This window comes from Flavobacterium sp. YJ01 (assembly GCF_029320955.1).
Lineage (GTDB): Bacteria > Bacteroidota > Bacteroidia > Flavobacteriales > Flavobacteriaceae > Flavobacterium.
On record NZ_CP119757.1, the window covers coordinates 1,531,462 to 1,555,589 of the forward strand.

The 24,128-nt window shown below is 36.7% G+C and carries 19 protein-coding genes; 10 read left to right on the plus strand and 9 right to left on the minus strand.

All coding sequences use genetic code 11. The features are described 5' to 3' along the window. Positions 1-363: 363 nt before the first annotated feature. Positions 364-1,614, plus strand: a complete 1,251-nt coding sequence (locus P0R33_RS06835) for a T9SS type A sorting domain-containing protein (protein WP_276174769.1) — start codon at positions 364-366, stop codon at positions 1,612-1,614. A gap of 143 nt (positions 1,615-1,757) precedes the next feature. Here P0R33_RS06835 and P0R33_RS06840 read toward each other — a convergent pair whose 3' ends face one another. From P0R33_RS06840 to P0R33_RS06855, 4 genes are all read right to left on the minus strand, one after another. Next, the gene (locus tag P0R33_RS06840; protein WP_144219842.1) at positions 1,758-3,035 is read right to left on the minus strand and encodes a family 43 glycosylhydrolase; all 1,278 of its coding nucleotides are present in this window, start codon (positions 3,033-3,035) and stop codon (positions 1,758-1,760) included. 49 nt (positions 3,036-3,084) lie between these two features. After that, entirely contained in the window at positions 3,085-4,782 is a 1,698-nt protein-coding gene (locus tag P0R33_RS06845; protein WP_144219298.1) for a glycoside hydrolase family 2 TIM barrel-domain containing protein, read from the minus strand. Between the two features lie 109 nt (positions 4,783-4,891). After that, on the minus strand, positions 4,892-7,171 hold the full coding sequence (locus P0R33_RS06850; RefSeq protein ID WP_276174770.1) for an FAD-dependent oxidoreductase: 2,280 nt from the start codon (positions 7,169-7,171) through the stop codon (positions 4,892-4,894). A gap of 26 nt (positions 7,172-7,197) precedes the next feature. Beyond that, complete coding sequence (locus P0R33_RS06855) at positions 7,198-8,844, minus strand: sodium:solute symporter family protein (RefSeq protein WP_144219297.1); 1,647 nt, start codon at positions 8,842-8,844, stop codon at positions 7,198-7,200. 284 nt (positions 8,845-9,128) lie between these two features. Here P0R33_RS06855 and P0R33_RS06860 point away from each other — a divergent pair, with 284 nt between their 5' ends. The 6 genes from P0R33_RS06860 (at position 9,129) to P0R33_RS06885 (ending at position 17,095) form a co-directional block, all read left to right on the plus strand. After that, the gene (locus P0R33_RS06860) at positions 9,129-10,154 is read left to right on the plus strand and encodes a LacI family DNA-binding transcriptional regulator (RefSeq protein WP_144219296.1); all 1,026 of its coding nucleotides are present in this window, start codon (positions 9,129-9,131) and stop codon (positions 10,152-10,154) included. A 467-nt stretch (positions 10,155-10,621) separates the two neighbouring features. Then, a complete protein-coding gene (locus P0R33_RS06865; RefSeq protein ID WP_144219295.1) occupies positions 10,622-11,872 on the plus strand; it encodes a T9SS type A sorting domain-containing protein in 1,251 nt (416 codons plus the stop codon). A gap of 1 nt (position 11,873) precedes the next feature. Continuing rightward, positions 11,874-14,075: a CRTAC1 family protein gene (locus P0R33_RS06870; RefSeq protein ID WP_223704653.1), complete on the plus strand. Its 2,202-nt coding sequence runs from the start codon at positions 11,874-11,876 to the stop codon at positions 14,073-14,075. Between the two features lie 50 nt (positions 14,076-14,125). Then, entirely contained in the window at positions 14,126-15,382 is a 1,257-nt protein-coding gene (locus tag P0R33_RS06875; RefSeq protein ID WP_223704652.1) for a beta-porphyranase D, read from the plus strand. Positions 15,383-15,399: 17 nt separating this feature from the next. Then, positions 15,400-16,422: a sugar kinase gene (locus tag P0R33_RS06880; RefSeq protein ID WP_144219292.1), complete on the plus strand. Its 1,023-nt coding sequence runs from the start codon at positions 15,400-15,402 to the stop codon at positions 16,420-16,422. Positions 16,423-16,429: 7 nt separating this feature from the next. Continuing rightward, positions 16,430-17,095 (plus strand): bifunctional 4-hydroxy-2-oxoglutarate aldolase/2-dehydro-3-deoxy-phosphogluconate aldolase, encoded by a 666-nt coding sequence (locus P0R33_RS06885; protein ID WP_276174771.1) that lies wholly within the window; start codon positions 16,430-16,432, stop codon positions 17,093-17,095. A 109-nt stretch (positions 17,096-17,204) separates the two neighbouring features. Here the strand turns inward: P0R33_RS06885 and P0R33_RS06890 are convergent, their stop codons facing one another. The 5 genes from P0R33_RS06890 to P0R33_RS06910 form a co-directional block, all read right to left on the minus strand. Beyond that, the gene (locus P0R33_RS06890) at positions 17,205-18,452 is read right to left on the minus strand and encodes an FAD-dependent oxidoreductase (RefSeq protein ID WP_144219290.1); all 1,248 of its coding nucleotides are present in this window, start codon (positions 18,450-18,452) and stop codon (positions 17,205-17,207) included. 14 nt (positions 18,453-18,466) lie between these two features. Beyond that, positions 18,467-18,706, minus strand: coding sequence for a 2Fe-2S iron-sulfur cluster-binding protein (locus P0R33_RS06895; protein ID WP_276174772.1), 240 nt, complete (start codon positions 18,704-18,706; stop codon positions 18,467-18,469). 86 nt (positions 18,707-18,792) lie between these two features. Continuing rightward, on the minus strand, positions 18,793-19,944 hold the full coding sequence (locus P0R33_RS06900; RefSeq protein ID WP_276174773.1) for a cytochrome P450: 1,152 nt from the start codon (positions 19,942-19,944) through the stop codon (positions 18,793-18,795). A 176-nt stretch (positions 19,945-20,120) separates the two neighbouring features. Beyond that, positions 20,121-20,915, minus strand: a complete 795-nt coding sequence (locus P0R33_RS06905) for an alpha/beta hydrolase-fold protein (protein ID WP_144219287.1) — start codon at positions 20,913-20,915, stop codon at positions 20,121-20,123. A gap of 11 nt (positions 20,916-20,926) precedes the next feature. Further along, a complete protein-coding gene (locus P0R33_RS06910; RefSeq protein ID WP_144219286.1) occupies positions 20,927-22,042 on the minus strand; it encodes a Zn-dependent alcohol dehydrogenase in 1,116 nt (371 codons plus the stop codon). Between the two features lie 158 nt (positions 22,043-22,200). On the opposite strand from P0R33_RS06910, the gene P0R33_RS06915 reads away from it, so the two are divergent. The 3 genes from P0R33_RS06915 (at position 22,201) to P0R33_RS06925 (ending at position 24,038) form a co-directional block, all read left to right on the plus strand. Then, the gene (locus P0R33_RS06915) at positions 22,201-23,079 is read left to right on the plus strand and encodes an AraC family transcriptional regulator (RefSeq protein WP_144221583.1); all 879 of its coding nucleotides are present in this window, start codon (positions 22,201-22,203) and stop codon (positions 23,077-23,079) included. Positions 23,080-23,199: 120 nt separating this feature from the next. Then, positions 23,200-23,535, plus strand: coding sequence for a hypothetical protein (locus P0R33_RS06920; protein ID WP_223704651.1), 336 nt, complete (start codon positions 23,200-23,202; stop codon positions 23,533-23,535). Between the two features lie 11 nt (positions 23,536-23,546). Then, on the plus strand, positions 23,547-24,038 hold the full coding sequence (locus P0R33_RS06925; RefSeq protein WP_223704650.1) for a hypothetical protein: 492 nt from the start codon (positions 23,547-23,549) through the stop codon (positions 24,036-24,038). The last annotated feature ends 90 nt before the right edge of the window (positions 24,039-24,128 follow it).

Below are 24,128 nucleotides of genomic sequence, written 5' to 3' on the forward strand. Positions count from 1 at the left end.
GTTTGGAGCGTATTGTACTGTTGCTGCAATTCCTTGAAACCGTCATATCCAGTATCTGCCACTTTTATATAGAAATGTCTTGACAAATATTAGCCAGAAATTTCCCTTTGGATTTTAATATATAATCATCAGGCAGTTCAGGTACATTTAAGAAATATAATCAAAAAAAAATATTTTAACCTACAAACTCCATCCTGCTTGCAAAAGTTGATAAATGATGATCCTGTTCTACAGTATTGCTGAGATATTTTTCTAATTGTTACTATTGTTCAGTTTATATCTAGTCCCGTAAACATTCACTTACACCTTGAAAAAGTAAATTGCGGGACCAAAAAAAGATTATAATTATTTAAACAAAGAATAATGAAACTAAAATTAATTGTACTGCTTACTTTATGTATGTCTCCATTTTTATACTGTCAAGATTGGAATGGTATTCCCGTTCCTGCAAATGCTGGAACAGGAAAAATTTGGAAAATTCAGCCACAGTCTGATGATTTTAATTACACCTATAAAGCGTCCACTAATCAAGCAACGATTGGCGGAAAGTGGACTAACTTTTATCACAACACTTGGGATGGTCCAGGGCCTACAAAATGGAGGTATGAGAATACTACCGTTAGCGGAGGAAATCTGCATGTTTTTGCAACTAGACAGGCAAATGAAACTAAGACTTTTACTGTAGATTGTGATGGAGATAATGTTGCCGAAAGCTGGACTATGGCGGCTACAAGAGCGGGCTGCATTACATCGAAAACAAGGGTAAAGTACCCTGTATATGTAGAAGCGCGTTTTAAAATCGCAAATGCAGTTATGGCTTCTGATATTTGGATGCTTAGTCCAGATGACACCCAAGAAATCGATATCCTGGAAGCATACGGCGGAAAAGCAACTAGAAATGATTGGCTAGCACAACGTTTGCATTTAAGTCACCATGTATTTATTAGAAGTCCGTTTTTGGATTATCAGCCTACCGATGCCAGCACATGGTACACGGGAGCTACAAAAACCTATTGGACAGACAAATGGATTCGTCTTGGTGTGTACTGGGCTAGTCCAACTCGGTTAGAATACTACTTGGATGGTCAATTAGTCAAGGTAATGGACAATCTAGATACTGTGAACGGCAAAGACGGAATAGACCCATTAAATTATACCTCAACAGCTACTCCAAGAACTGCCGCTACACGCACGGGACTGGTAAAAGAAATGGATATCATTATTAATATGGAAGATCAAAACTGGAATGCCTGTAAAGGACGTACTCCTACTGATGAAGAAATTACAAATTTTGACAATCATAATTTCAATATCGATTGGATTCGAATTTACAAACCTGTGACCGATCCAAATTTAGGGAAACAAGATGCCAAGATTGAAGAAAAAAAATTGATGCTATTTCCAAATCCTTTTAAAGATTCTATTCAAATAAATTCAGAAAAAAACATAAGCACTGTCCAAATTTACAGTTTAAGCGGAACTAAATTGTTGGTTGAAAAAATCAATAATACCAATGCTACTATTGCTACTAAAAACTTAAGCGCTGGAATGTATATTGCAAAAATTAACTGGGAAGATGGCACTACAATTTCCCAAAAGGTCATAAAACAATAAAGCTCAAAAATTTCAAACTAAATTTACTTTTCTCGAAAAAAATACAACATTTGAAATCTTGAGCATTAGTAGCGTTGGAGATTAACTATAGATCAGTATCCAACGCTAATTGGATCAATAATGTGAGCTTTTGCATGCTGGATTTAGTTTTTATCCTTTTTTATCCGTTCCAATTGCTCTACTGAAAGTTTTTGCGAAAAATATACTTCTGGTTTCAAAAAGAGATTCGTGTTTTTCATTTTCGGGTCATAGATATCTAAACTTAAATCACAATCAAAACGACCTAGAATACTATAGTTTTTATTAGGACCACCCATATCTGTAAAATGACATAATCCCCAACTTATACCACGTCCGTTGCCGTTACTTGTAAAAGCATCGGGTACATAAGCCCCCGCAGCAGTAGGCAGCAAAGCCGAAACCGAAGCAATATTAAAATTGACTCCATCCTTTGCATATTGGATAGTGTTGCTTTCATTTCCGTTACTTGTAATCAGGGCAGCAATACCCTCTTTAAAAGGAAACAAAGCGGTTTCGTGACCTGAATTGAATAAAGGATTCAAAGGATGCTTAGTGAATGGTCCCAAAGGATTATCGGCCATAGCCAAGCCATTCCCAACTAAATAATCAGGCCGATCACCATAAGCCGCCTTAAAATACAAGTAGATTTTACCTTTATACAATAAAGGATACGGATCATGAATAGAAAATTGATCCCAAGTCCCTTTATCACCATTTTCGACAATTATTTTATTTGCCGCTATCCATGGGCCATCTGGTGAATCAGAGTATGAAGCAGTCACAGGACAATGATCTCCTTTTTTTCCGCTGGCTTCCATAAACCCTTGGTAATACAAATAAAATTTTCCTTCCCATTTTAAAATATCAGGAGTCGCTACTGAGCGCCATCCTACTTGTGGCAGTAAAGGTCTTTCGATTGCCACGCCCTGTTCTTCCCAAGACAAGCCATCTTTACTGGTAGCGTACCATATTTCACATAAATCCCAATCGGTTGAGGGAATGTTTTCGGTACTTTCACTAGCTCTACTAGCACCTACAGGAGCTGTTTCTGTATCTCTTTTAGTGTACCAAACATAGTATTTTCCATTTTCGAAAATAATTTTGGAAGGGTCACGTCTTGAGATTGTTCCGTCTCCATTATGATAATCAAATCCTTTGAGTTCTGTATATTTAAAACTCGAAAAGAGTTCGTTATCCTCCGGTCTTGGAGTTAAATAATTGTCATACAAACGCTCCATAGCCGCACTCAAAGCTCGGTTTGGTTTGGTTTGTGGAATATCCCATGGATAACCGACAATCTCTTTTTGCTTCGAACTTCCACAAGAAGTGGCTAAAAATAAAGTAACTAATCCGATAGAAATTGTGGTCGTAATTCGGTTTTTATTTAAAATAGCTAACATCATTTGTATTTTATTGAGTTTGTAAACTGTTTAATAGTTTTTGTTTAAATTATTCTTCCCATTCTTTATAAAGGGCTTTCAATTGTGCATACGCTTTCTTTTTCTTTTTTCGAAAAGCATCTACAATTCCCCATTCTCTATAACCCGATGTGGGTGTGCCTTTGTAATTACTTCTATAATCATTGTAACTCCATAGCGATACACCCGAAATCCAAGGAAATTGTTTTAATTCCTTGATATAAGTCACCAATTCTTTACGCAGTTCCGAATTGGGTTCATTACCAATCTGGCTTAATCCAATTTCAGAAACAAAAATGGGTTTGCCTTGGAATTTTTCATGTGTTTTTTGCGCCAATACGGGAGCATTTCCATAGCTATTCATCGAAATAAAATCGACTTTTTCGTAAGGTTCGGTGCCAATTTCTCCCTTACGATAAGACGTAATGGTAACATAGGTTTTGAGGCGGGTAGTATCTAAACTAGCCACATAATCGAGCATCTCATTTACATAATCGTATTGGTCTTTAGTCAAAGCTTTTTCGTCCCAGTCTGCTACAGCATCCCGTAATTCGTTCCCCACACTCCAAGCCACCACTGAGGGATGATTAAAATCTCTTTCGATCATATCGGCCATCCATTTTTTGGTTACTGGATTATTTGGAAACGATTGAGGGTCATCATCGCCCCAAACCGGAATTTCTTCAACTAATAGAAAACCATTTTTGTCACAATAATCCAAAAGGTTTTTGGACAAAGGCGCATGCATCAATCTCGAGAACGTACAACCTAAAGACTGAATGTCTTTCATGTCTTTTTTAATCAATCCATCTGGCTCGGTATTGCCGTATTTAGGATGGTCGTGTACCCGATTGACTCCATTCATACGTACCGCTTGATTGTTCAAATAAAACTGTTCGCCACGAACTTCAAACTTTCGAATACCAAAATTATCTTCGGTAACATCCATTTTTTTTCCCTCTACTTGCAGTTCGCTCGTCAATTGGTACAAATTAGGACTATCAAAATGCCAAAATTTAAAATCAGCTAGTTTGCGTTTGAATTTTATTTCAGCAATAGCGGTTGCATTTCGGTTTATTTTTACCGAAACAGGAGCTACATCAATCCCTTTAATTTTGGGTAGAATTTGAGCTGTGGCACTATTGGTACCATTATTTTCCACCTTGTATTTTATAGAAAAATTGATTTCTCCTTTTTCAAAATCAGGTATGGATGCAATATGTTGGTAAACGAAACGCAAATCTTCAGTAGCTACCAACCACACCTCACGGCTAATACCGCCCCAAGCCCACCAAGCGCCTCGTTTGTAAGAGTTATCAGCCATGACAATAATCGAATTGCTTTCGCCTAGTTTTAGAAAAGGAGCGATGTTAAATTCAAAAGGCAAATAGCCTCCAACATGTTTACCTAGTAATTTCCCGTTGACCCAAACCATAGCGGTTTCATAAACAGCTTCAAACTGAACTCTGATTTGTTTTCCTTGCCATTTTTGAGGAACTCTAAAGTCTTTTTGATAATAGCCTTTGCCCACATAAGTTGCATATTTTTCGTGAGTATCCCAATTCCCCGGTACTTGCATAGTATCCCAATTAGAAAAATCCGATTGCAACAATTCTGATTCAGAAAGACTATTCGAAGCCTTAAACTTCCATTTTCCATTTAATGAAATTGTTTGGGCATTAGAAACTATAAAGCCTAAAAATACCAGTATAATTAATTTTGTTTTCATATTTTCAATATTTACGCCTGTTTATTTCCGACCAATAGCTTCCTCTATTCTTTGTTTCTTTCTAGTTTTAAAATAAAAGACTGACTTATTCTATCCCTACTATCAATGGTTATTGGCAAAAAATTTCAAAAACAGCTACAGGCACATTTGAATGGCTTTGTTCCAATTCGATGCTAAATCCTTTGGTTGTTATTTTTGAATCGAAAGTCCAAGTATTAATTGCTTGACAATTGTTTTTTTTTTCGAATAAAACTTTTCCACTCCTGTCTTTGATGGTGTAATTCTGCACACAAAACGGAACCACTTCTTCGGGATGTCCCATTAAGGTCGATTCCATGGGGTGGTCGTAATCAGGGTCTAAGAATAGTTTTATTTCAGAAAGTGCTACTTCGGTTTCCCATTCCACTTTTAGCGTTGGTTTGGTATCAGTAAGATCAGCCAACCAAGCATTGGCACTGCCATAAGGACGTACAAAACCATTGGTTAGATTTTCTACTCCAAAACACGCTATGGTTGGTTCGATTTGCATGGCAATATTCTGTCCTTTGGGTCTGCGAAACGGAATCCAAAATTCAAAAGCATCAATTCCGATGTTGTCAGGAGGCGTTTGTTTTCCGTTATTATTTACCGCTTTATTTTGTCCGTTGAAGACCGAAAGAACTCCTGTATATCGTTTTGTACTGCTTTGAATACTCAGTTTGTCATTGGATAAAAAAGTAACAAAAGCATACTGATTTTCAGTCGTGGCTGTTTTAAATTCAAAAGCTACTTCTTGTTCGCCCGGGTTAATTTTTATTTCTATCGTTTCTAAAATAATATCAGGCGTGTAATTTCTGGCTTTGGACGAAGTACGCAATTGTACTGTTAGCATGGTAGCTTCTTGCGCTTTTACTTTTACTTTAAAGCCATAGTTTTGATGGGCTTTGAAAGGCAATAATTGAGCAACCGCCACTTCTAGAGATGTATATTCACCGTCAAAATCTATTTGGTTTAATTTTAAAGTAGAAGAAGCTTGGATGGTTGCTTGTTTCAATAAATTTTGAGTTTTATCAATGGCTATCCCTGGAATGCTTTGCCCATTGATGCTCAAGGTTTGTTGCAATTCTTTTAGATTATCAGAAATTAGCAATTGGGCTGGTTTCAAATTATTTTTCACACATTGTGCCGCTCCGTATCCAACAGCCTGTGCGGCATGAGCACAAGTTGCCATGACACGAGTCGAACCAAAAGCTACGTGAGTAGCGCTAATGATACGTCCGGAAAGAAATAAATTCTCTATATTTTGACTTATCATGGTGCGTAGCGGAATCTGATATACCCCTTTAGAATGGTATTGGGTACAACCCGGACGGCTGTCATAGACCCCATCCGAAGGATGTAAATCGACTGCCCAGCCTCCAAAAGACACCGCATCCTCAAACGTATTTTGTTCGATTAGATCTTGTTGTTTGATCATATAATGTCCCTCAAAACGGCGGCTTTCTCGTTTACCAGGAATCGTTCCAACCCACTCCAACGTTAGATTTGCAGCATCAGGAAATTCACCCGAGTTTTTGATGTAATCCCAAACTCCATAAACTACTTTCCATAGTTCCCATTTGATGTCTTCAGATTCGTGAATGGTATCTTTTCGTCCGCCATATTCCAACCACCACAAACGACAACCCGAATCTTTATCACTCAAGCTTTTATATCGTGGAATTTCGGTAATGTCTTTTAAGGCAAATTCTGGAGCGACATATTTTACTGGTGCTCCCGTATCTTTACTGTAAAAATAAATGGTATGTCCTAGTAATTCACCATAGGATTGGTCAGGAGCAAATTTCTCTCCAAATTCTTCCACTTTTTCAGCACCCATTCTAAACGCAGCGCCAGCCTGAAAACCCACAATTCCATCTCCCGAAGCGTCACAAAATAAATTGGATTTAAGGATATAAGTAGTTGAGTTTTGGCTACAAAAGGCAGTAACTTGACTAATGTTTTTGGTATCCGCTTTTTCTACCTCATAAACTGCGGTGTTTAATAACAGCGTTAAATTTTTCTCATTCGAAACTTTTTCTAACAAAACCGTATCAAATATAAGTGCATTTCCTTCTTTATTTCGATATAAATTTTCGACTAAAATCTCATCGATGATACCGCCCTCACGAGCCCAACGGTTGTTGTTTCCCATATGTGAAGTTGCGCCCAAAGTCCACAAACGAACTTCGCTTGAAGCGTTACCACCCAAAACAGGTCTATCTTGAACAAGAGTTACAGTTACACCCTCACGGGCAGCTGCAATGGCCGCACAAACACCAGCTAATCCTCCGCCAACAACGACTAAATCAGATTGAATTGTAGTAATTTTATTGGATCTTACTTTTGAACTAAAGCTTTCTACTTGCATTTTTTTCTTAATTAAATCGTATGTATTTATTCTTTATTTTTATAAACTATGAAGATGCCCAATAAGCAAACTGCTGCTCCCACTCCTACCACGATAGAAATTAAAATAGTAGAAATAAATTCTAATGAAAGTATTAAGGCTCCTGTTAAGGCAACTCCAATTCCAATGACTCTTCCCCCTTTTTTATTACTTCCATCCGAATCATCTTCATATACATTTTCACCAATAGCTGTTTTTTGTACATAAGCTTCATAAGTATCTTGGGATGGATTGGTTTGGATTAAATAGAATTCTGATACCAACATTAATACCATTGGAACAGCAACACCTAGAATCATTTCGGCACTACGACTCAGGGTTATATCTAGTAATTGTGGAGCTAAAAATTTGAAAAATCCCGTAATCAATAAGGTGATTAAGGTAACCGATAACATACTAGTCCCTGTTTGTTTTTTAGAGAAAATAGTCCACAACGGAGGCAAAAACATGGCTCCTCCTGTTACCGCTGCTAAACTCAAAACAAAATTGACAACACCTCCTAAAAGTGGTACAACCAAAGCTACCCCAATGGTAATCAAGCCTAAAACAACGGTAGCCGTTTTCCCCACACGCATCAATTGAGCGTCACTTGCCTGAGGTTTGAAATGTTTAAAAAGGTCATTGGTAAAAACTCCTGCGGCGATATTTAAAGTGGTATTTACCGAACTAGAAGTGGCAAATATCATCCCAACGAGCATTAAACCGAGCATTCCCGCTGGTAAAACTTCTTTACACATTAATAAATAAGCACCTTCTGACTCTACTCCATCAAGATTTGGGTTTAGAATGCGGTAAATCATAGGAGGTAACATCCAAAATAACGGACTTATCACATACAAAGCTCCAAACAACCAGCCCACTTTTTGAGCGTCTTTGGGTGTGGCAACAGAGGTGTAACGTTGTACATAAGCCCAGTTTCCGGCCAAAAAAAATAAATTATAAAGTCCAAAAGCAATTATAAAAGCAATAGAATATTCTTCGTTTACCAAATTGAAAAAAGCATCAGGCGAAAGTTCTATGAATTGGCCTACTCCTCCAATTTTATCAAAAGCCAATGGAACTATGATTATGACAACGGCTGTTAAAACCACAAACTGCAACACATCGGTAACGATAACTGCCCAAAGTCCTCCCACGGCGGTATAGATTAAAATTAAGATCCCTAAACTGATGATGCTGGTATAAATAGGAATCCCTGTAGAAACCTCTACAATCTTGGCCACAGGGTATAAAAATGCTCCTGTGGTAAATAATGAAGTCAGTAGAAATAAATAGGTATATGTTTTTTGAATTTTAAAACCATAACGATTGGTTATGTATTCGGCTACGGTTAGCGAATTTGTTTTACGCCATTTGGGAGCAATAAAAAAACCTATAAGGATACCTGCAATAGCCATAGTCCATTGAATACTTACAGCTACCCAACCACTTTTGTACGCTATAGAACCCCAAACAACAAAGGTTCCTGCCGAGAAAAAACTCATGAATAAAGACAACCCACTCATCCACCAAGGCAAGGCGCCTCCAGCAGCAAAATAGGATTTCATGTTTTTTCCTGTTTTAGAAAAAGCCAAACCGCAAACAAAAATGAGTGCAGAAAAAATCAGAATCACCCAAATATCAATGTTTTTCATATAAGTAAATTTGTTTTTTAGTGGTCATTGATAAAATCGCTTTTTAACCAATTTTATTTGCATATGCAAAGCTTTCTTAAAAGGCGATTTCATAACCTTTTTTTAATTTTTATTAAAAGTAAGAATTGAATAAATGGAATTAAATTATATTTTTTACAAACCCTACCGAGAACGTTACCGAAGCTTGTTAAATCTTTCGAGAACGTTACCGAAAATTATTGTACTTTTATAACCTATTAATCATTTTCATTTGTAAAATAATCTTTTCAAGTTGTTTAATTCGCATGAAATATATTACCATCAAAGACATTGCTAAACAATTGAACACTTCAGTTTCTACGGTTTCAAGAGCCTTCAACGACAAGGCTGATATCAATCCTGAAACCAAAGCATTGGTTTTAAAAACGGCCAAAGCATTAGGATATCGTCCTAATCCTATTGCTAAAAAGTTAATGCAACAGCGTTCTTTTACTATTGGTATTATTGTACCTGAGTTTATCAATGCATTTTTTCCTGAGGTCATCATAGGGGTTCAAGAAATTTTGTTTGAAAATGGATATCAAGTGCTAATTGCTCAGTCTAGCGAATGTTTTGAAACTGAATTAAAAAATATCAAAACCTTAGAAGATAGCATGGTTGATGGCTTGATTGTTTCATTATCAAGTGAAAGCAATAATACCGATTATTATCAAAATTTAATTGCGTCGGGCTTTCCAATCGTGCTTTTCAATAGGGTAAACAATCAACTCAATTGTTCTAAAGTTGTTTTTAACGATTACAAATGGGCCTTTTTTGCCACCGAGCATTTGATTAATCAAGGTTGCAAGAATATTGTACATCTCAAAGGTAGGGATGGCGTTTCATTGACAAATGAGCGTCTAAGAGGGTTTTTAGACGCTCACCAAAAATACCAATTGAGCTATAATAAAAATCAAATTGTAGCTACGGGATTCACATTAGCCGATGGTCAAAAAGCGGCGCAAAATATAATAGACTCAGGAAATATTCCTGACGCTATCTTTGGAGCAAATGATCCGGTAACTATTGGAGCCATGCAAGTTTTTAAGAAAAATGGATTTTCTATACCAAATGACATTGCTTTTGTTGGTTTTACCGATTCACAAATGGCAACTATAATTGAGCCTCCACTGACTTCTGTTTCGCAACCTGCAAGGGAAATTGGTGAAGAAGCTGCTAAAATACTTATTGAACAAATTGAAACAAAGAAAGGTTTCCAGCCTAAAAGCATTACCTTAAATGGGCAATTAAATATACGTGCTTCTTCTCTAAAAATCACTTCATTGAAGTGACGAAAGTCATTTTATAAATTTTAGCAATGTGATAAATTATTAGCTATTAAATATTTTGCATGAAGAAGCTGGAGCTATTCTTGATCCAATTGTTTTTAACATTATTTCTGCAATTATTTCTTTCATAAAAACAACAACTTGCCTATACCGTCAAATCTTCAGTACTTCATCACTATTGCGACAACTAATTTTTTTAATCTTATTATATTACATTAAAAGTATAGGTGTTTAGAATACTATTGATTTTAAATAAAGACTTATTATAAGCTACTAACTCTAAAGATATAAAATTCCTCTATGGCAAGGTAACCAGTAGCAATCCAGTTTTACACTGAAAACCTTTAATTCATTTTGTACAAATTATTCCTATTGTTCAGTTTATATCTAGTCCCCTAAACATTGACCTACACTTTGAAAAAGTAAATTGCGGGACCAAAAAAAGATTATAATTATTTAAACAAAGAATAATGAAACTAAAATTAATTGTACTGCTTACTTTATGTATGTCTCCGTTTTTATACAGTCAAGATTGGAATGGCATTCCCGTTCCTGCAAATGCTGGAACAGGAAAAATTTGGAAAATTCAGCCACAGTCTGATGATTTTAATTACACCTATGAAGCGTCCACTAATCAAGCAACGATTGGCGGAAAGTGGACTAACTTTTATCACAACACTTGGGATGGTCCAGGGCCTACAAAATGGAGGTATGAGAATACTACCGTTAGCGGAGGAAATCTGCATGTTTTTGCAACTAGACAGGCAAATGAAACTAAGACTTTTACTGTAGATTGTGATGGAGATAATATTGCCGAAAGCTGGACTATGGCGGCTACAAGAGCGGGCTGCATTACATCGAAAACAAGGGTAAAGTACCCTGTATATGTAGAAGCGCGTTTTAAAATCGCAAATGCAGTTATGGCTTCTGATATTTGGATGCTTAGTCCAGATGACACCCAAGAAATCGATATCCTGGAAGCATACGGCGGAAAAGCAACTAGAAATGATTGGCTAGCACAACGTTTGCATTTAAGTCACCATGTATTTATTAGAAGTCCGTTTTTGGATTATCAGCCTACCGATGCCAGCACATGGTACACGGGAGCTACAAAAACCTATTGGACAGACAAATGGATTCGTCTTGGTGTGTACTGGGCTAGTCCAACTCGGTTAGAATACTACTTGGATGGTCAATTAGTCAAGGTAATGGACAATCTAGATACTGTGAACGGCAAAGACGGAATAGACCCATTAAACTATACCTCAACAGCTACTCCAAGAACTGCCGCTACACGCACGGGACTGGTAAAAGAAATGGATATCATTATTAATATGGAAGATCAAAACTGGAATGCCTGTAAAGGACGTACTCCTACTGATGAAGAAATTACAAATTTTGACAATCATAATTTCAATATCGATTGGATTCGAATTTACAAACCTGTGACCGATCCAAATTTAGGGAAACAAGATGCCAAGATTGAAGAAAAAAAATTGATGCTATTTCCAAATCCTTTTAAAGATTCTATTCAAGTAAAATCAGAAAAAAACATAAGCACTGTTCAAATTTACAGTTTGAGCGGAACTAAATTGTTGGTTGAAAAAATCAATAATACCAATGCTACTATTGCTACCAAAAACTTAAGCGCTGGAATGTATTTTGCACAAATCAATTGGGAAGATGGCACTACTGTTACTCAAAAAATTATTAAAGAATAAAATGAAATTCATCAATCTAACCCACCAAACACTCCTGACCCTAACTCTTTCACTTTTATTAAATAGCTGCTCGAGTACCACTAATCAAACATTAAAAACTCCTATAGCTGTTCATAACGAACCGGTAGAAATCCAATATACAGTAGAAGGAAAAACGGAACGGATAGTCCACCTGAAAGTAGATTCCAAAAATAACTATTCTAACTTATCCTTAGTTTGTGATAGCCAAATTTTGGTAGACAATATTGATATTCCGAACGCTGGTATTGTTACTGTAAACGCATTAGTCGATTTTAAAACAGAGGGAGAAAAGAAAATTAAAATACTCAAACAAGGTGGTGAGATCACCCTTTTGGATATAAAATTTAACGCTACAGACATTCCAGCTATCCCGCAATTTAAAGACATTTCGGATGAATCTGGATTAAAGACAGAATATACTTGGAAATACGGCGGTCCATCGGTGGGTGATTTGAATAATGATGGTTTGTATGATTTTGTTTTAAACAACCACGACAAAGTGCCTGCCAAACTTTTTTGGAATCTCGGAAACAACAAAGTTCAAGAACATTCCGAAATACTCAAGCAATGGGACATACACGGTTCTGCAGTCGGCGACTATGACAATGATGGCGATGTGGATATTATTATTGCACAAGGCGGTGGTAATGGAACTGACCCACAACCGCCTCATTTACTACGCAATGACAATGGAAAATTTACAGAAGTTTCGATCGAAGCCGGAATTACACACGGCTCACGCGGTAGAGCAGTTCGATGGATCGATATGGATTTGGATGGCGATTTGGATTTATTACTTATCAATGCCGAAGGAATTAATAGTAGTTCCGGAAGTCAACAAATTATATACACAAACATAGGAAATGGTCATTTCAAGATTGCACATAGTAAAGCAATTGAAGGTGCCAATGCCGAACGCGTTTTAGTGACGGATATTAATGGAGATCAAAAAGACGACTTAATTCTGTTTTCGCCTATATCGGTTTGGGTTGGCAATGGCGATTTAACCTTTACTGATGTTACCAAGCAATGGGTACCCGAAAATCTTCAAAAAACAGATTTGATTACCGGGGCATGCGAAATAGATATTGACAATGATGGAGACATGGATATTTATTTAAGTAGAGGAAAACCTAGCTACGAAATAGCCAATAAATCTTTGGATTACAACCCTATTACCAAACGTATGGATATGCGAGACGAAGGCAACAAAGGCATTACCAGCATCGACTTTGAGGCTCCGGGTCACATTACCTTATCGGGTATATTTTTATGGTATCGTATGTATAATGATGGATTTCCTTTGCACTTAGGCGCTTCCAAAAAAGAGATCCTGGACGTTCAGGAAAAGGACACCATAAAAGTAACCCCAGAAATGGCCAAAGGATGGCCGAATGAAAGAAAAGAAAATGGTTGGTATCTTGGTTATTTAGGCAACAACAAATGGCGATTGGAATCTGTTAGAAACGGCAATATCTATTGGGAAATTAGAATATCTATTGATGGAGTTCAATCTGTACATCCAGAATGGACACCGCAAAACAGAAATGTTCAGGATGTATTATTTAGAAACGACAATAATCATTTTACCGATGTTACCACCAAGTGGAATGTACCTTTGGGAGGAAATAATCAAGGGGTGGTTGCAGCCGATTTTAATAATGACAGTCATATTGATTTGTTCGTATATAGGTTTGGCTTTTTGAAATCGAGCGTGAGTGATTGGCTTTTGCTAAATAACGGAAAGGGGCAATTTGAAACTACAACGCTTCATAATGCTCATGACCCTAATGATCCTGGACATGGGGATATGGGGCAAGCTTTTGATTTTAACCTTGACGGAAATATCGATTTACTAAACGGAAGCGATAATTATGGAAAATGGTATCTGTATGACAATAGTTTGATCCAGAATAAAAACTATGTGCTAGTTCGCGTAAATTATTCCGATTTGCATCATATTGATCCGATGTCTGCTACTGTAACGGTCACTACACCCTCTAAAAGCTATACCAAAAGAGTAGGATCATCAGGAGAAGTATTTTCGCAAAGTTTATTGAATACCGTACATTTTGGTCTAGGTGATGACGAAACAATTAAAAGCATCACCGTTCGATGGAGAAATGGCGAGACTTATACTGCAAAAAATTTAAAGGTAAACCAAGTTTATACTACTCCGTGAATCATTTAACAACTAGATTAAAAAACACAATTATCCTAAAAATATAAATGATGTCTATAAAAAGAATAATGATACTATTGGCGTTTGCTAATTTACATTGGGTTCAATCTCAAACGATAACATCTGGTCCTCCAGAACCGCCCTTGGGGAAAAGATGGGTTCTAAATCCCGAGCTTTCAGATGAGTTTAACGGAACGCAAATTGATACAACCAAATGGTTTGATTACCATCCGCAATGGAAAGGCAGAGTTCCTGGCTTGTTTCTGGCTTCTCAGGTTTCCGTAAAAGATGGTTTTTTACAAATTAAAGGGGAAAAAATGAAAAAAGACACCCTTATCAAAAACGCCAACGGGGAAGAAAAATTTACTATCGCAGGCGGAGCGGTTGTCTCCAAAAAAACAGTGTTATTTGGGTACTATGAATCCCGAATTAAGGCTGCGGCTACCACTATGTCGGCTACTTTTTGGTTTTCTACCAATGGAAAAACGAAAAGTCTAAAAGAGTGTGACAAATACAGTTTAGAATGGGATATTCATGAATCTATTGGCAGAAATGGACCTTTTGAAGGCAGTTATTTTGCCAATGGAATGCATTCTAACTCTCATTATTGGTACACAGACTGCAATGGAGAGGTTCATGATTACCGCGCTCCTCAAGTTGTTTTTCAAAATGCGGAATTATCTTCTGAAAATTTTAATGTGTATGGTGGATGGTGGCGCGATGAACAAACAGCAAGTTATTACTACAATAATGGTGAACCAAAACATCAAAAATTTTATTCCGAAATAAACAAAAAACCGTTTGACAGACCAATGCACATGCGTCTGGTATCAGAAACCTACCCTTTTCCTTGGATTGAGTTGCCAAATGATGCTGAATTAGCAGATCCAACAAAAAATACCGTTTATTATGATTGGGTACGCGCTTATAAATTGGTAGAGGCTAATATGCCAATTCCGTCTTCTAACAACGAACCGGTTATCCCTCTTTTTAATGAACAAATTCTTTTTCACGTGGCTATTATAAACTTAGTTTCTAAAACAATTTTAAAAATCCCAATACAATATAAGGCCATTGAAGATCGTGAAATACTACTAAAACTATCCGATCCTGAAGGAAAACTAATTAAAGAAACTAAATTCATTGCCTACACTGGTTATGCTAATTTAGAATACGATATGAGAATAGATAAAAAACTTGAACCAAAATCTGGATATTCATTATTGGCTATAATTCGACCATTGAACACTAAAGATCCTGTTGATATTGATTCTAGTACATTGATTATTAATTTAAAAAGCAAATAATTAAACTATAAATTAAAATGACAAAAATAGTCACTTTCGGTGAAATTTTACTGCGTCTTTCAACGGAAAGACATTTAAGGTTCTCACAAGCAGAATCGTATAAAGCTACTTATGGCGGTGGAGAATTTAATGTTTCTGTATCTCTGGCAAATTATGGTCTGAATACAGAATATATTACACGATTACCAAATAATGAATTAGGTAATTGTGCACTAAAAGAGATGAGAAAACTTAATGTCGGCTGTCAGAATGTGCTCTTGGATGGTGATCGAATTGGGATTTATTTTCTAGAAACAGGAACTAGTACAAGAGCCAGTAATATTGTTTACGATCGCGAAAATAGTGGAATGTCAACTTTAAAAAAAGGAATGATTGACTGGAAAGAAATTCTAAAAGATGCCACTTGGTTTCACTGGAGTGGCATTACTCCTTCCCTATCTGAAAGTGCCGCTGAGGCTTGTGTTGAGGCTTTGGAAATTGCAAAAGATATGGGCTTAACAATTTCTTGTGATTTAAACTACAGATCAAAACTTTGGAAATATGGTAAACATCCAAAAGAAGTTATGCCTAAAATTCTGCAATATTGCAACGTAATTTTAGGAGATCTAGACACTGCAAATTTCATGCTGGGCCTACCACAAATGAATCCGGATTATCAAAATCAGGAATCACTGCCCGTGCTGTATGATACCATTTTTAAACTAATTCCGTCGTTAAAATTTATGGCAACCACATTGCGCTATTCTGTAAGTGCTTCTCATCAACGTATAGGAGGAATTTTATACGATGGAAATACAATTTATGATGCAGACGTTCAAGATGTAACTCCGGTTGTAGATCGTGTTGGAAGTGGTGATGCTTTTATGGGAGGCTTAATTTATGGATTAAATGAAGAACCACTAAACAAACAAAGAGCCCTTAATTTTGCTGTAGCAGCCTGCTGTCTGAAACATACTATTGCAGGCGACTATAACTTAGTAACACTTGAAGAAGTTGAAAAATTAATTGGAGGTGATTTTACAGGAAAAGTATCAAGATAATATAAATATGGCACAATATACCCGAATTGAAGTAGCTCAAGCGATGAAAAATACTGGAATGATTCCACTATTTTTCAGTAATGATATCGAATTAAGTAAGAATATTTTAAAAGCGTGTTATGATGGTGGTGCACGTTTGCTGGAATTTACAGCTCGTGGCGATTTTGCGCACGAAATTTTTGGCGAACTTACCAAGTATGCAATTAAAGAATTACCTGGAATGATAATGGGGGTTGGCTCCGTAACCGATGCTGCAGCTGCCTCGTTATACATGCAACTTGGCGCAAATTTTATTGTAACTCCAGTATTACGTGAGGATATTGTAATAGTTTGTAACCGACGCAAAGTTTTATGGTCTCCTGGGTGCGGAACACTTACAGAAATAACAAAAGCAGAAGAATTAGGTTGCGAAATCGTTAAACTTTTTCCGGGCGATATTTATGGACCTGAATTTATAAAAGGAATTAAAGGTCCACAACCTTGGACATCTATTATGCCAACTGGAGGAGTACATCCAACAGCTGAAAATCTGACTTCATGGTTTAACGCTGGAGTAACTTGTGTAGGAATGGGATCCCAATTAATAACTAAAGAGATTGTGGCAAATAAAGATTTTAAGGAATTAACTGAAAAAGTTAAAGAAGTTATTGAAATTATTTCGAAGTTAAAATAATTATATCTAAATATAAAAAGAGATTGTGATAAAATTATTTTATTCACAGTCTCTTTTCTACTTTATAACTCGTTTTATTTTTTTGAATATTCGCTTTTTTAGTTCCAATCTAGTCCGCTACAATAGTATCTAACTTTAAAATAGAGGTACTATCAAATAATTTCCATTTATCAATTTTAATTTTCTGCTTAATAGCTTTTGTACCTAATACATAAGCCTTGGCATTATTAACCGCATCTACGGACAATAAAGTATCTTCATTAAAGTACCAAACTGAAAAACTATTGGGCTTATCTTCTTTTCTAACCACGACCTCGGTATAGCCTTGTGACAGACCAACCATTTGTAATTTGAGATCGTACTGATCCGACCAAAACCATGGAATGGTGTCGTAAACCGAAGCACCTCCACATATTGCAGCAGCCGCGATTTTGGACTGATCTACGGCATTTTGAACCGATTCTAAACGGATAAAGCGGTTGTAATGCGGGTTAAAATGATACGTACAATCACCAATTGCATAAATATTGGCCTCACTGGTTTGCGCCTTTTCATTGACTATTATCCCATTTTCAATTTTGATTCCTGCTTGTTCTGCCAATTCTTTATTTACCAAAATACCTACACCCACAATAATCATATCCGCTGGATAACGAGAACCATCGGTACAAACCACTACGTTTGAAGCGTCATTATTTTCAATTGCGCTTACATTTTTAGCCGTAAGCACTTCTACCCCATTTTGATGATGCAACTCATGAAAAAAACTAGACATTTCTGGAGCAGTCACTCGTGCTAAAATTCGAGATTCACGTTCCAATACCACCACCTGAGCACCTAATTTTTTTAAGGAAGCAGCCGTTTCTAGTCCGATATAACCTCCACCAATCACAACAACACGTTTGGTAGCGCTCGCATTGATGCCCTTTTTGATAGAAGCAACGTGCGCAGCGGTACGCAAAGGAAATACATTTTGAGCAGTTGCTAATCCTTCAATTGGCGGTACAATTGGTCTTGCTCCCGTAGCCAAAACCAATTGATCATAAGACTGTTGCGTTCCGTCTTCCAAAGTAATGGTTTGCTCTTTTGCATGTATTGCGACCACCTTTACCCCCAAATTCAAGGTGATGTCTTCTTTTTGGTAGCTTTCTGCTGATTTTAAAACATTCTTATCAATACCATCATCACTTGTCAAATAGGCCTTAGACAAGGGTGGGCGATGGTATGGCAACACAGGATCGGCATCAAAAAGCAATATGTCGCCTTCCCAGCCTTCTTTTCGTAAAGCCGTAGCACAATTTACGCCGCCATGGCTCGCTCCTATAATCACACAAATTGGTTTCTTAGTTTCAGACATACAACATTTTTTAATTATTTAGCCACACGAAGCACTACTCCGTCCAACGCTTCGGTAATTTCTAATTGACAACACAAACGGCTGAATTCATCCGCATCATCATCTAATTCTAGCATATCCGTTTCAATTTCGCTAGCGGTTCCCGTTTTTGAAACATGTTCTGGTAAAACATGTACGTGACAAGTAGCACACGAACATACCCCTCCGCAATCACCATCGATTCCTTTGATACCATTGTCAACTGCAAGTGCCATTACGCTACCCGATGTTCCTTCTAAAGTTATTGTTTCATCATCGCTAGTGATAAAAGTTATTTTTGCCATTTTCTTTATTTTTTTAATTAATTAAATTTTACTTGTAAGCGGTGAAAGCCAACTTTACGTTTGAAATCACCTAAATCTTCGATATTTTCTTCGGCACTCACAATTTCCATAGTGCTCACTTTTTCCGTTAATACTTCCACCGCTATTTTCATAATTGTACGAGCGTGGGTTGCTCCCAAACAGTTGTGTGTCCCGAATCCGAAGCTCAAATGCGGGTTCATTTTACGATCTAAAACCACTTCATTTGGATTTTCAAAAACAGTGGCATCTCGATTTGCAGACGCCCAACACAAAGAAGCTCTTGTATCTGCTTTTATAGCATGTTCACAAACAGCAGAATCAGTTTTGGCTACTCTTCCCATCTGAGTTAATGGCGCAAAATAGCGAATCAACTCTTCAATAGCTTTGTTTCTTATTTCGGGTTCTACACGCAAACGATCTAATGACTTTGGGTGCTCTGCAAAATAAGCAATGGAATTTGACACCGCATTGATTACCGTATCACGGCCACCTGCAAACGTCAAAATCATCACGCCTTTCACTTCTTCTTTTGTTAATTTTTTGCCATCAACTACAGCATTCAGTAATACTGAATACAAATCTTCTCCATTCTTGGCAATGGCTTCATCAATTCGGCCATCGATATAATCATACAAAATAGCCGCTTTAGCACCATCTAAGGCTTCTCCTTCACTACGAAAAACGTGAGTTCCCCATGAAATCCATAAGTCAGCTTCTTCATAAGGCGTATTTAGTAATAAAGTCAAGGCTCTTGACTGTAGTTTTAATGAAAATTCACTGATTACATCTACCGAATCTTTGGCTAAAACCTCATCAACTAAAGCACTAATTTGCTCTTTTAATTTGGCTTGGTATTCTTCCTCTAAAGGTCTTTTGAACCAAGGATCCAAAATAGCTCTAAAGTCTTTATGTTGCGGCGGATCTACTTCAAACGGAATCTGACGTGTTGTTCTGATGTTCACTTCTGAAGGAATCACAATACGACCTGGTACCGCCCCTGATTGAAAGGTTTTCCAGTCGTGAGCTCCTTTGCGCACATCTTTGTGACGCAATAGCATGGTTACAGGATCATTTTGATCGTCCATTTCTCCAAAACCTTGGTTTACACGTGCTTCTTCAAATGGATCGTTAAACTCACTATTTTTCATCTTTTATATTTTTATTAGTATCTTTTTTTTCAACCTGGTACGTTTTAAATGCTGATGACAACACACCTACAACGTCTCGAAAAAGACCTTGCAGGAACATTAACTAACATTATTTATTAGTACTAAACTTTTCATACTGATCATTAAACTCAGCTTCTTAAGTCTATTTTCAGTTTTTAGAACCCATTAAAAAACAACAAACTGTCTTTGATGTGTTCTTGCCAGTATGGCCATTCGTGTGCGCCTTCAAATTCTTGGTATTGATGGTTTATATTGGCATCTGTTAAACCTTTATGCAGATTCCGATTGTATTCGATGAGTAAATCCTCTTTGCCACAATCAAAACGTATGGGTGGCAATTGCTTTTTATTTTTTATAATCAAACTTAAAACGTCTTCGTTAATGGGGTCAAATTGATTGAAATTGCTCTCGTTTTCTTCAACAAAAAGATGCATTTGATTTTTATTGGTCATCGAAGAATGTCCCGTAATGGCTTGGTAACGCTCTGGAAATTTGGCTCCCAAACGCAAAGCGCCATACCCGCCCATCGAAAGCCCCGAGATAAACAATTTGGATTTTTCGCTGGTGCAATCGATGTTTTCTCTCACGGCATCAATCACATCTTCGACAATCCATTTTTCATAATGGGCATTGTTGTGCGGTAAATATGCCGAACCGTCTCCCCATAATCCATCCGAAGGCATCGCAATTACCATCGGTTTTATCAATCCTTCTTCCATCATTTTTAAAGCTGTAAAATGTACTCCTGCTTTGTGCGCCCAAATCCAAGCACTACCATACACCCCATGCATTAGCGTTACAATAGGAAGGTCTTTTAAATCTTCAAAAGGCGGTACAAAAACACAGATGTCACCTCGCCCATTCAGATTAGGGGTTTTAACCGTAATGAATCGAAGGTTATTGCTCTCAAATTCTGGATTGGATATTTCGGTTGTTCTAAATTTTGACATCATTTCTAAAATTAAAAAGTAATTACACCTTTTGCATTTTTTCCAGCCAACATATCGTCTAAGGCTTGTTGCAATTCTTCCAGAGGATACGTTTTAGTAATCATCTCGTCTAATTTGATTTCTCCTTTTCGATAATGTTCGATAATTTTAGGGAAATCTTTTTGCGGATTGCATTTTCCGTACAACGGATTGATGTATTTTTTATCCCATTCGAATAAGGCCATATCAATCAAAACCTCTTGTTCGATTCCGCTAACTTGAACAGCAGTGCCAGCATTTCGAACCATTGCCAACGGTGCAGCGCCCAAAGCTGGAATTGCAGTACACTCAAAAGCGTAATCGGCACCACGACCAGCTGTCATTTCTTTTACCTTTTGAGCCGCTTGTAACAGTCCTTTGTCATTCTTATCGGCCAAAATGGTATGAGTCGCACCAAATTCAACCGCCATATTCAATCGCTCTTGATTGATATCAATCGCAATGATTTTACAAGCTTTCGACACTTTTAATCCTTGAATTACATTCAAACCAACTCCTCCTGTTCCAAGCACAACAGCTGATGAATTTTCGGTAACCTGAGCCGTATTTACAGCAGATCCAAAACCCGTCATAACGCCACAACTTACGATACTTGCTGCCGAAAAAGACATGTTTTGAATTGGATTTTTAACTACTGCCGATTCTTTTACCAGAGTATATTCAGCAAGCGTTCCTATATTAAAGGAGCGAATGATTGGCACTCCATTCAGAGTTGTTCCTTCCAAATGGGCATGTCCGGGGGTGTACCCATTTCCTCCTGCTACTACAGGCGAATTATTTTCGCAAATGTGTTCATTCTCATGCTCGCATTGAAAGCATTTTCCACAAGGAGTTGCCCAATTCAAAATCACTGCATCACCTACTTGTACACTTTTTACATTTGTCCCAACTGCAGTAACAATTCCTGCTCCTTCATGCCCCATTACAATTGGTTTTCCCCAATTTAAGGAGTCATAATCGGTATGACACAAACCTGCCGCTTTAATGGCTACTATCACCTCATCCCCTTGCGGATCATTTACTGTAATGGTCTCTATAGAAAATGTTCCATCTCCTTTTGCAATAGCTGCTTTACAATTGATGCTCATAGAATACTTTTAAAGTTTATCTTTTTATAAAAGTTAAAAGTATATACTATAGTCATTAGTCACAGTACCAATATTGCACAATTAATACCTTATATTGACCTAAAATTTTAAATAAGCTTCTTTTACTAATCAATATTGAATATATTTGAAGAAAAAAAATGAAAGCACTATTTGAAAAAGTACCCTCTTCGGTAGAAAGTTCTTTTAACGCATTTGTATATGAGGCTGAAAATTTTGAAACACCTTGGCATTTTCATCCTGAATATGAACTTACTTATATTGTAAAAGGAGAAGGTACCCGTTTTGTTGGTAATAGCGTTCAGGAGTTTAAAAAAAGGGATTTTGTATTGTTAGGTACAAATTTGCCGCATTATTGGAAAAATCATGATAACCTAAAAGGCGGAGTTCAATCGATTGTATTGCAATGGGACGATAGCGTTTTGGGCGAAAATTGGTTGGAGAAAAAAGAATTTCATTCTATAAAAAGGATATTATCAGATGCTTCAAAAGGACTCTCTTTCCGCACTATTGAAAACGATGTGATTCTCGAGCGGCTGCAAAAAATCATTACCCAAAAACCACTAGAAAAACTACTTGCCTTACTTCTACTTTTAGAAGAACTAAGCAAAATAAAAGAGGTGGAAACCCTTAGTTCAGACGGTTTTGTACCTAATCTAAACAGTAAAGCAAATGACCGAATAAATCTGATTTATAATTATATACAAGAAAATTACAATCAGAAAATTCGTCTGAATGAAATTGCCGATTTAGTGCACATGAATGAAGAAACCTTTTGTCGCTTTTTCAAAAAAAACTTAGGAAAGTCATTTTTCACTTTCGTGAATGAGTACCGCATCAATTTAATTTGCAAACAACTAATTGAAACCAAAAAACAGGTAAGCGAAATTGCCTATGAATGTGGGTATGAAAGTTTGCCTTTTTTTTATCGTCAGTTTCAAAAATTCATGAAATGCTCGCCTTTAGTATTTAGAAAAAAATACCATCTAGAGGATGTCGGCACTACTATTGAAATATAGAAAATATAAAAAAAGATTATAACATATAGAAACATAGATTTTATTTCGAAAAATTTCAGGAAAGTTTGCTAGAAGTTTTTTAAAAAAATATCTTTATCGATTAATCCCAAAATCAAAAAAATGAAAAAAATTAACCTACTACTTTTTGCATCCTTTTTACTGGCGCTTACCTCTTGCAGTTCGTCAGATGATGCTACTGCAGAAACAAATGCCAACTTGATTGTAAAATTAAAATTTGATGAAAATCAGGTTCGATTAGACAACTTAGGAAACCCTTCGGTTATAGCACAAGGAAATGCGGCACAAACACCTATAATGAATGAAATGAGTGCTCACTATTTAGAACTATCCCCTACTGCGAATACTTTAATAGGACAAGGTGAAGTTATTTACAAAGGTGAAGAAACAACCAAGGAGGTGAAAAAGCTATTGATTTTAGCAAAGAAAATTTTGTGAAAGACGAAGAAATGTTTTTAAAAATCCCTTTAAAAGATATTAAAAAGGGAAATTATGAGTGGCTTCGTATATCTGCTTCTTATCAAAATGGAAAAGTAAAAGCACTTTACAATGATGCCGAATACGATGCAATATTGACAAGCTTTTTAGGTTATAACACTTATATTGATAATTATACCATAAATGGTAAAAACGTAGTTATAAAAGCTAATAAACTACAATGTTATTGGGGTTTTGAAGCTTTATGGACTGTTATTGATGGTCAAGCACCAGCAGGAGCCATAACGGTTCCAAACCCAATTTACCAAACTTCTCCAATTCCAGAAGGTTCTTGCGTCCTGACAAGTAAATTTGATAAAGCTTTAGCTATTACAGTAAATGAGACAAAAGATGTAACGATTACTATTTCATTTTCTATAAACAATAGCTTTGAATGGAACGAAGTAAATGTTGATGGAAAATATGAACCTGCAGCGGGAGAAATTCCAGTAGATATGGGGTAACGAGGTCCTAAGTTAGCTGTGGATTAAAACCGAAAAAAGCATTATAAAAAATACATAAGAAAGCTGAAAAATTTCGCTCGTTTTGATTAG

What these genes read in the sequence shown, in the direction of transcription:
- P0R33_RS06890 (WP_144219290.1), bottom strand. Translation starts at nt 18,452, where the DNA reads ATGTCTGAAACTAAGAAACCAATTTGTGTGATTATAGGAGCGAGCCAT.
- P0R33_RS06860 (WP_144219296.1), top strand. Translation starts at nt 9,129, where the DNA reads ATGAAATATATTACCATCAAAGACATTGCTAAACAATTGAACACTTCA.
- P0R33_RS06850 (WP_276174770.1), bottom strand. Translation starts at nt 7,171, where the DNA reads ATGCAAGTAGAAAGCTTTAGTTCAAAAGTAAGATCCAATAAAATTACT.
- P0R33_RS06900 (WP_276174773.1), bottom strand. Translation starts at nt 19,944, where the DNA reads ATGAAAAATAGTGAGTTTAACGATCCATTTGAAGAAGCACGTGTAAAC.
- P0R33_RS06915 (WP_144221583.1), top strand. Translation starts at nt 22,201, where the DNA reads ATGAAAGCACTATTTGAAAAAGTACCCTCTTCGGTAGAAAGTTCTTTT.
- P0R33_RS06835 (WP_276174769.1), top strand. Translation starts at nt 364, where the DNA reads ATGAAACTAAAATTAATTGTACTGCTTACTTTATGTATGTCTCCATTT.
- P0R33_RS06880 (WP_144219292.1), top strand. Translation starts at nt 15,400, where the DNA reads ATGACAAAAATAGTCACTTTCGGTGAAATTTTACTGCGTCTTTCAACG.
- P0R33_RS06885 (WP_276174771.1), top strand. Translation starts at nt 16,430, where the DNA reads ATGGCACAATATACCCGAATTGAAGTAGCTCAAGCGATGAAAAATACT.
- P0R33_RS06910 (WP_144219286.1), bottom strand. Translation starts at nt 22,042, where the DNA reads ATGAGCATCAATTGTAAAGCAGCTATTGCAAAAGGAGATGGAACATTT.
- P0R33_RS06865 (WP_144219295.1), top strand. Translation starts at nt 10,622, where the DNA reads ATGAAACTAAAATTAATTGTACTGCTTACTTTATGTATGTCTCCGTTT.
- P0R33_RS06845 (WP_144219298.1), bottom strand. Translation starts at nt 4,782, where the DNA reads ATGAAAACAAAATTAATTATACTGGTATTTTTAGGCTTTATAGTTTCT.
- P0R33_RS06920 (WP_223704651.1), top strand. Translation starts at nt 23,200, where the DNA reads ATGAAAAAAATTAACCTACTACTTTTTGCATCCTTTTTACTGGCGCTT.
- P0R33_RS06925 (WP_223704650.1), top strand. Translation starts at nt 23,547, where the DNA reads ATGTTTTTAAAAATCCCTTTAAAAGATATTAAAAAGGGAAATTATGAG.
- P0R33_RS06840 (WP_144219842.1), bottom strand. Translation starts at nt 3,035, where the DNA reads ATGTTAGCTATTTTAAATAAAAACCGAATTACGACCACAATTTCTATC.
- P0R33_RS06905 (WP_144219287.1), bottom strand. Translation starts at nt 20,915, where the DNA reads ATGTCAAAATTTAGAACAACCGAAATATCCAATCCAGAATTTGAGAGC.
- P0R33_RS06855 (WP_144219297.1), bottom strand. Translation starts at nt 8,844, where the DNA reads ATGAAAAACATTGATATTTGGGTGATTCTGATTTTTTCTGCACTCATT.
- P0R33_RS06875 (WP_223704652.1), top strand. Translation starts at nt 14,126, where the DNA reads ATGTCTATAAAAAGAATAATGATACTATTGGCGTTTGCTAATTTACAT.
- P0R33_RS06870 (WP_223704653.1), top strand. Translation starts at nt 11,874, where the DNA reads ATGAAATTCATCAATCTAACCCACCAAACACTCCTGACCCTAACTCTT.
- P0R33_RS06895 (WP_276174772.1), bottom strand. Translation starts at nt 18,706, where the DNA reads ATGGCACTTGCAGTTGACAATGGTATCAAAGGAATCGATGGTGATTGC.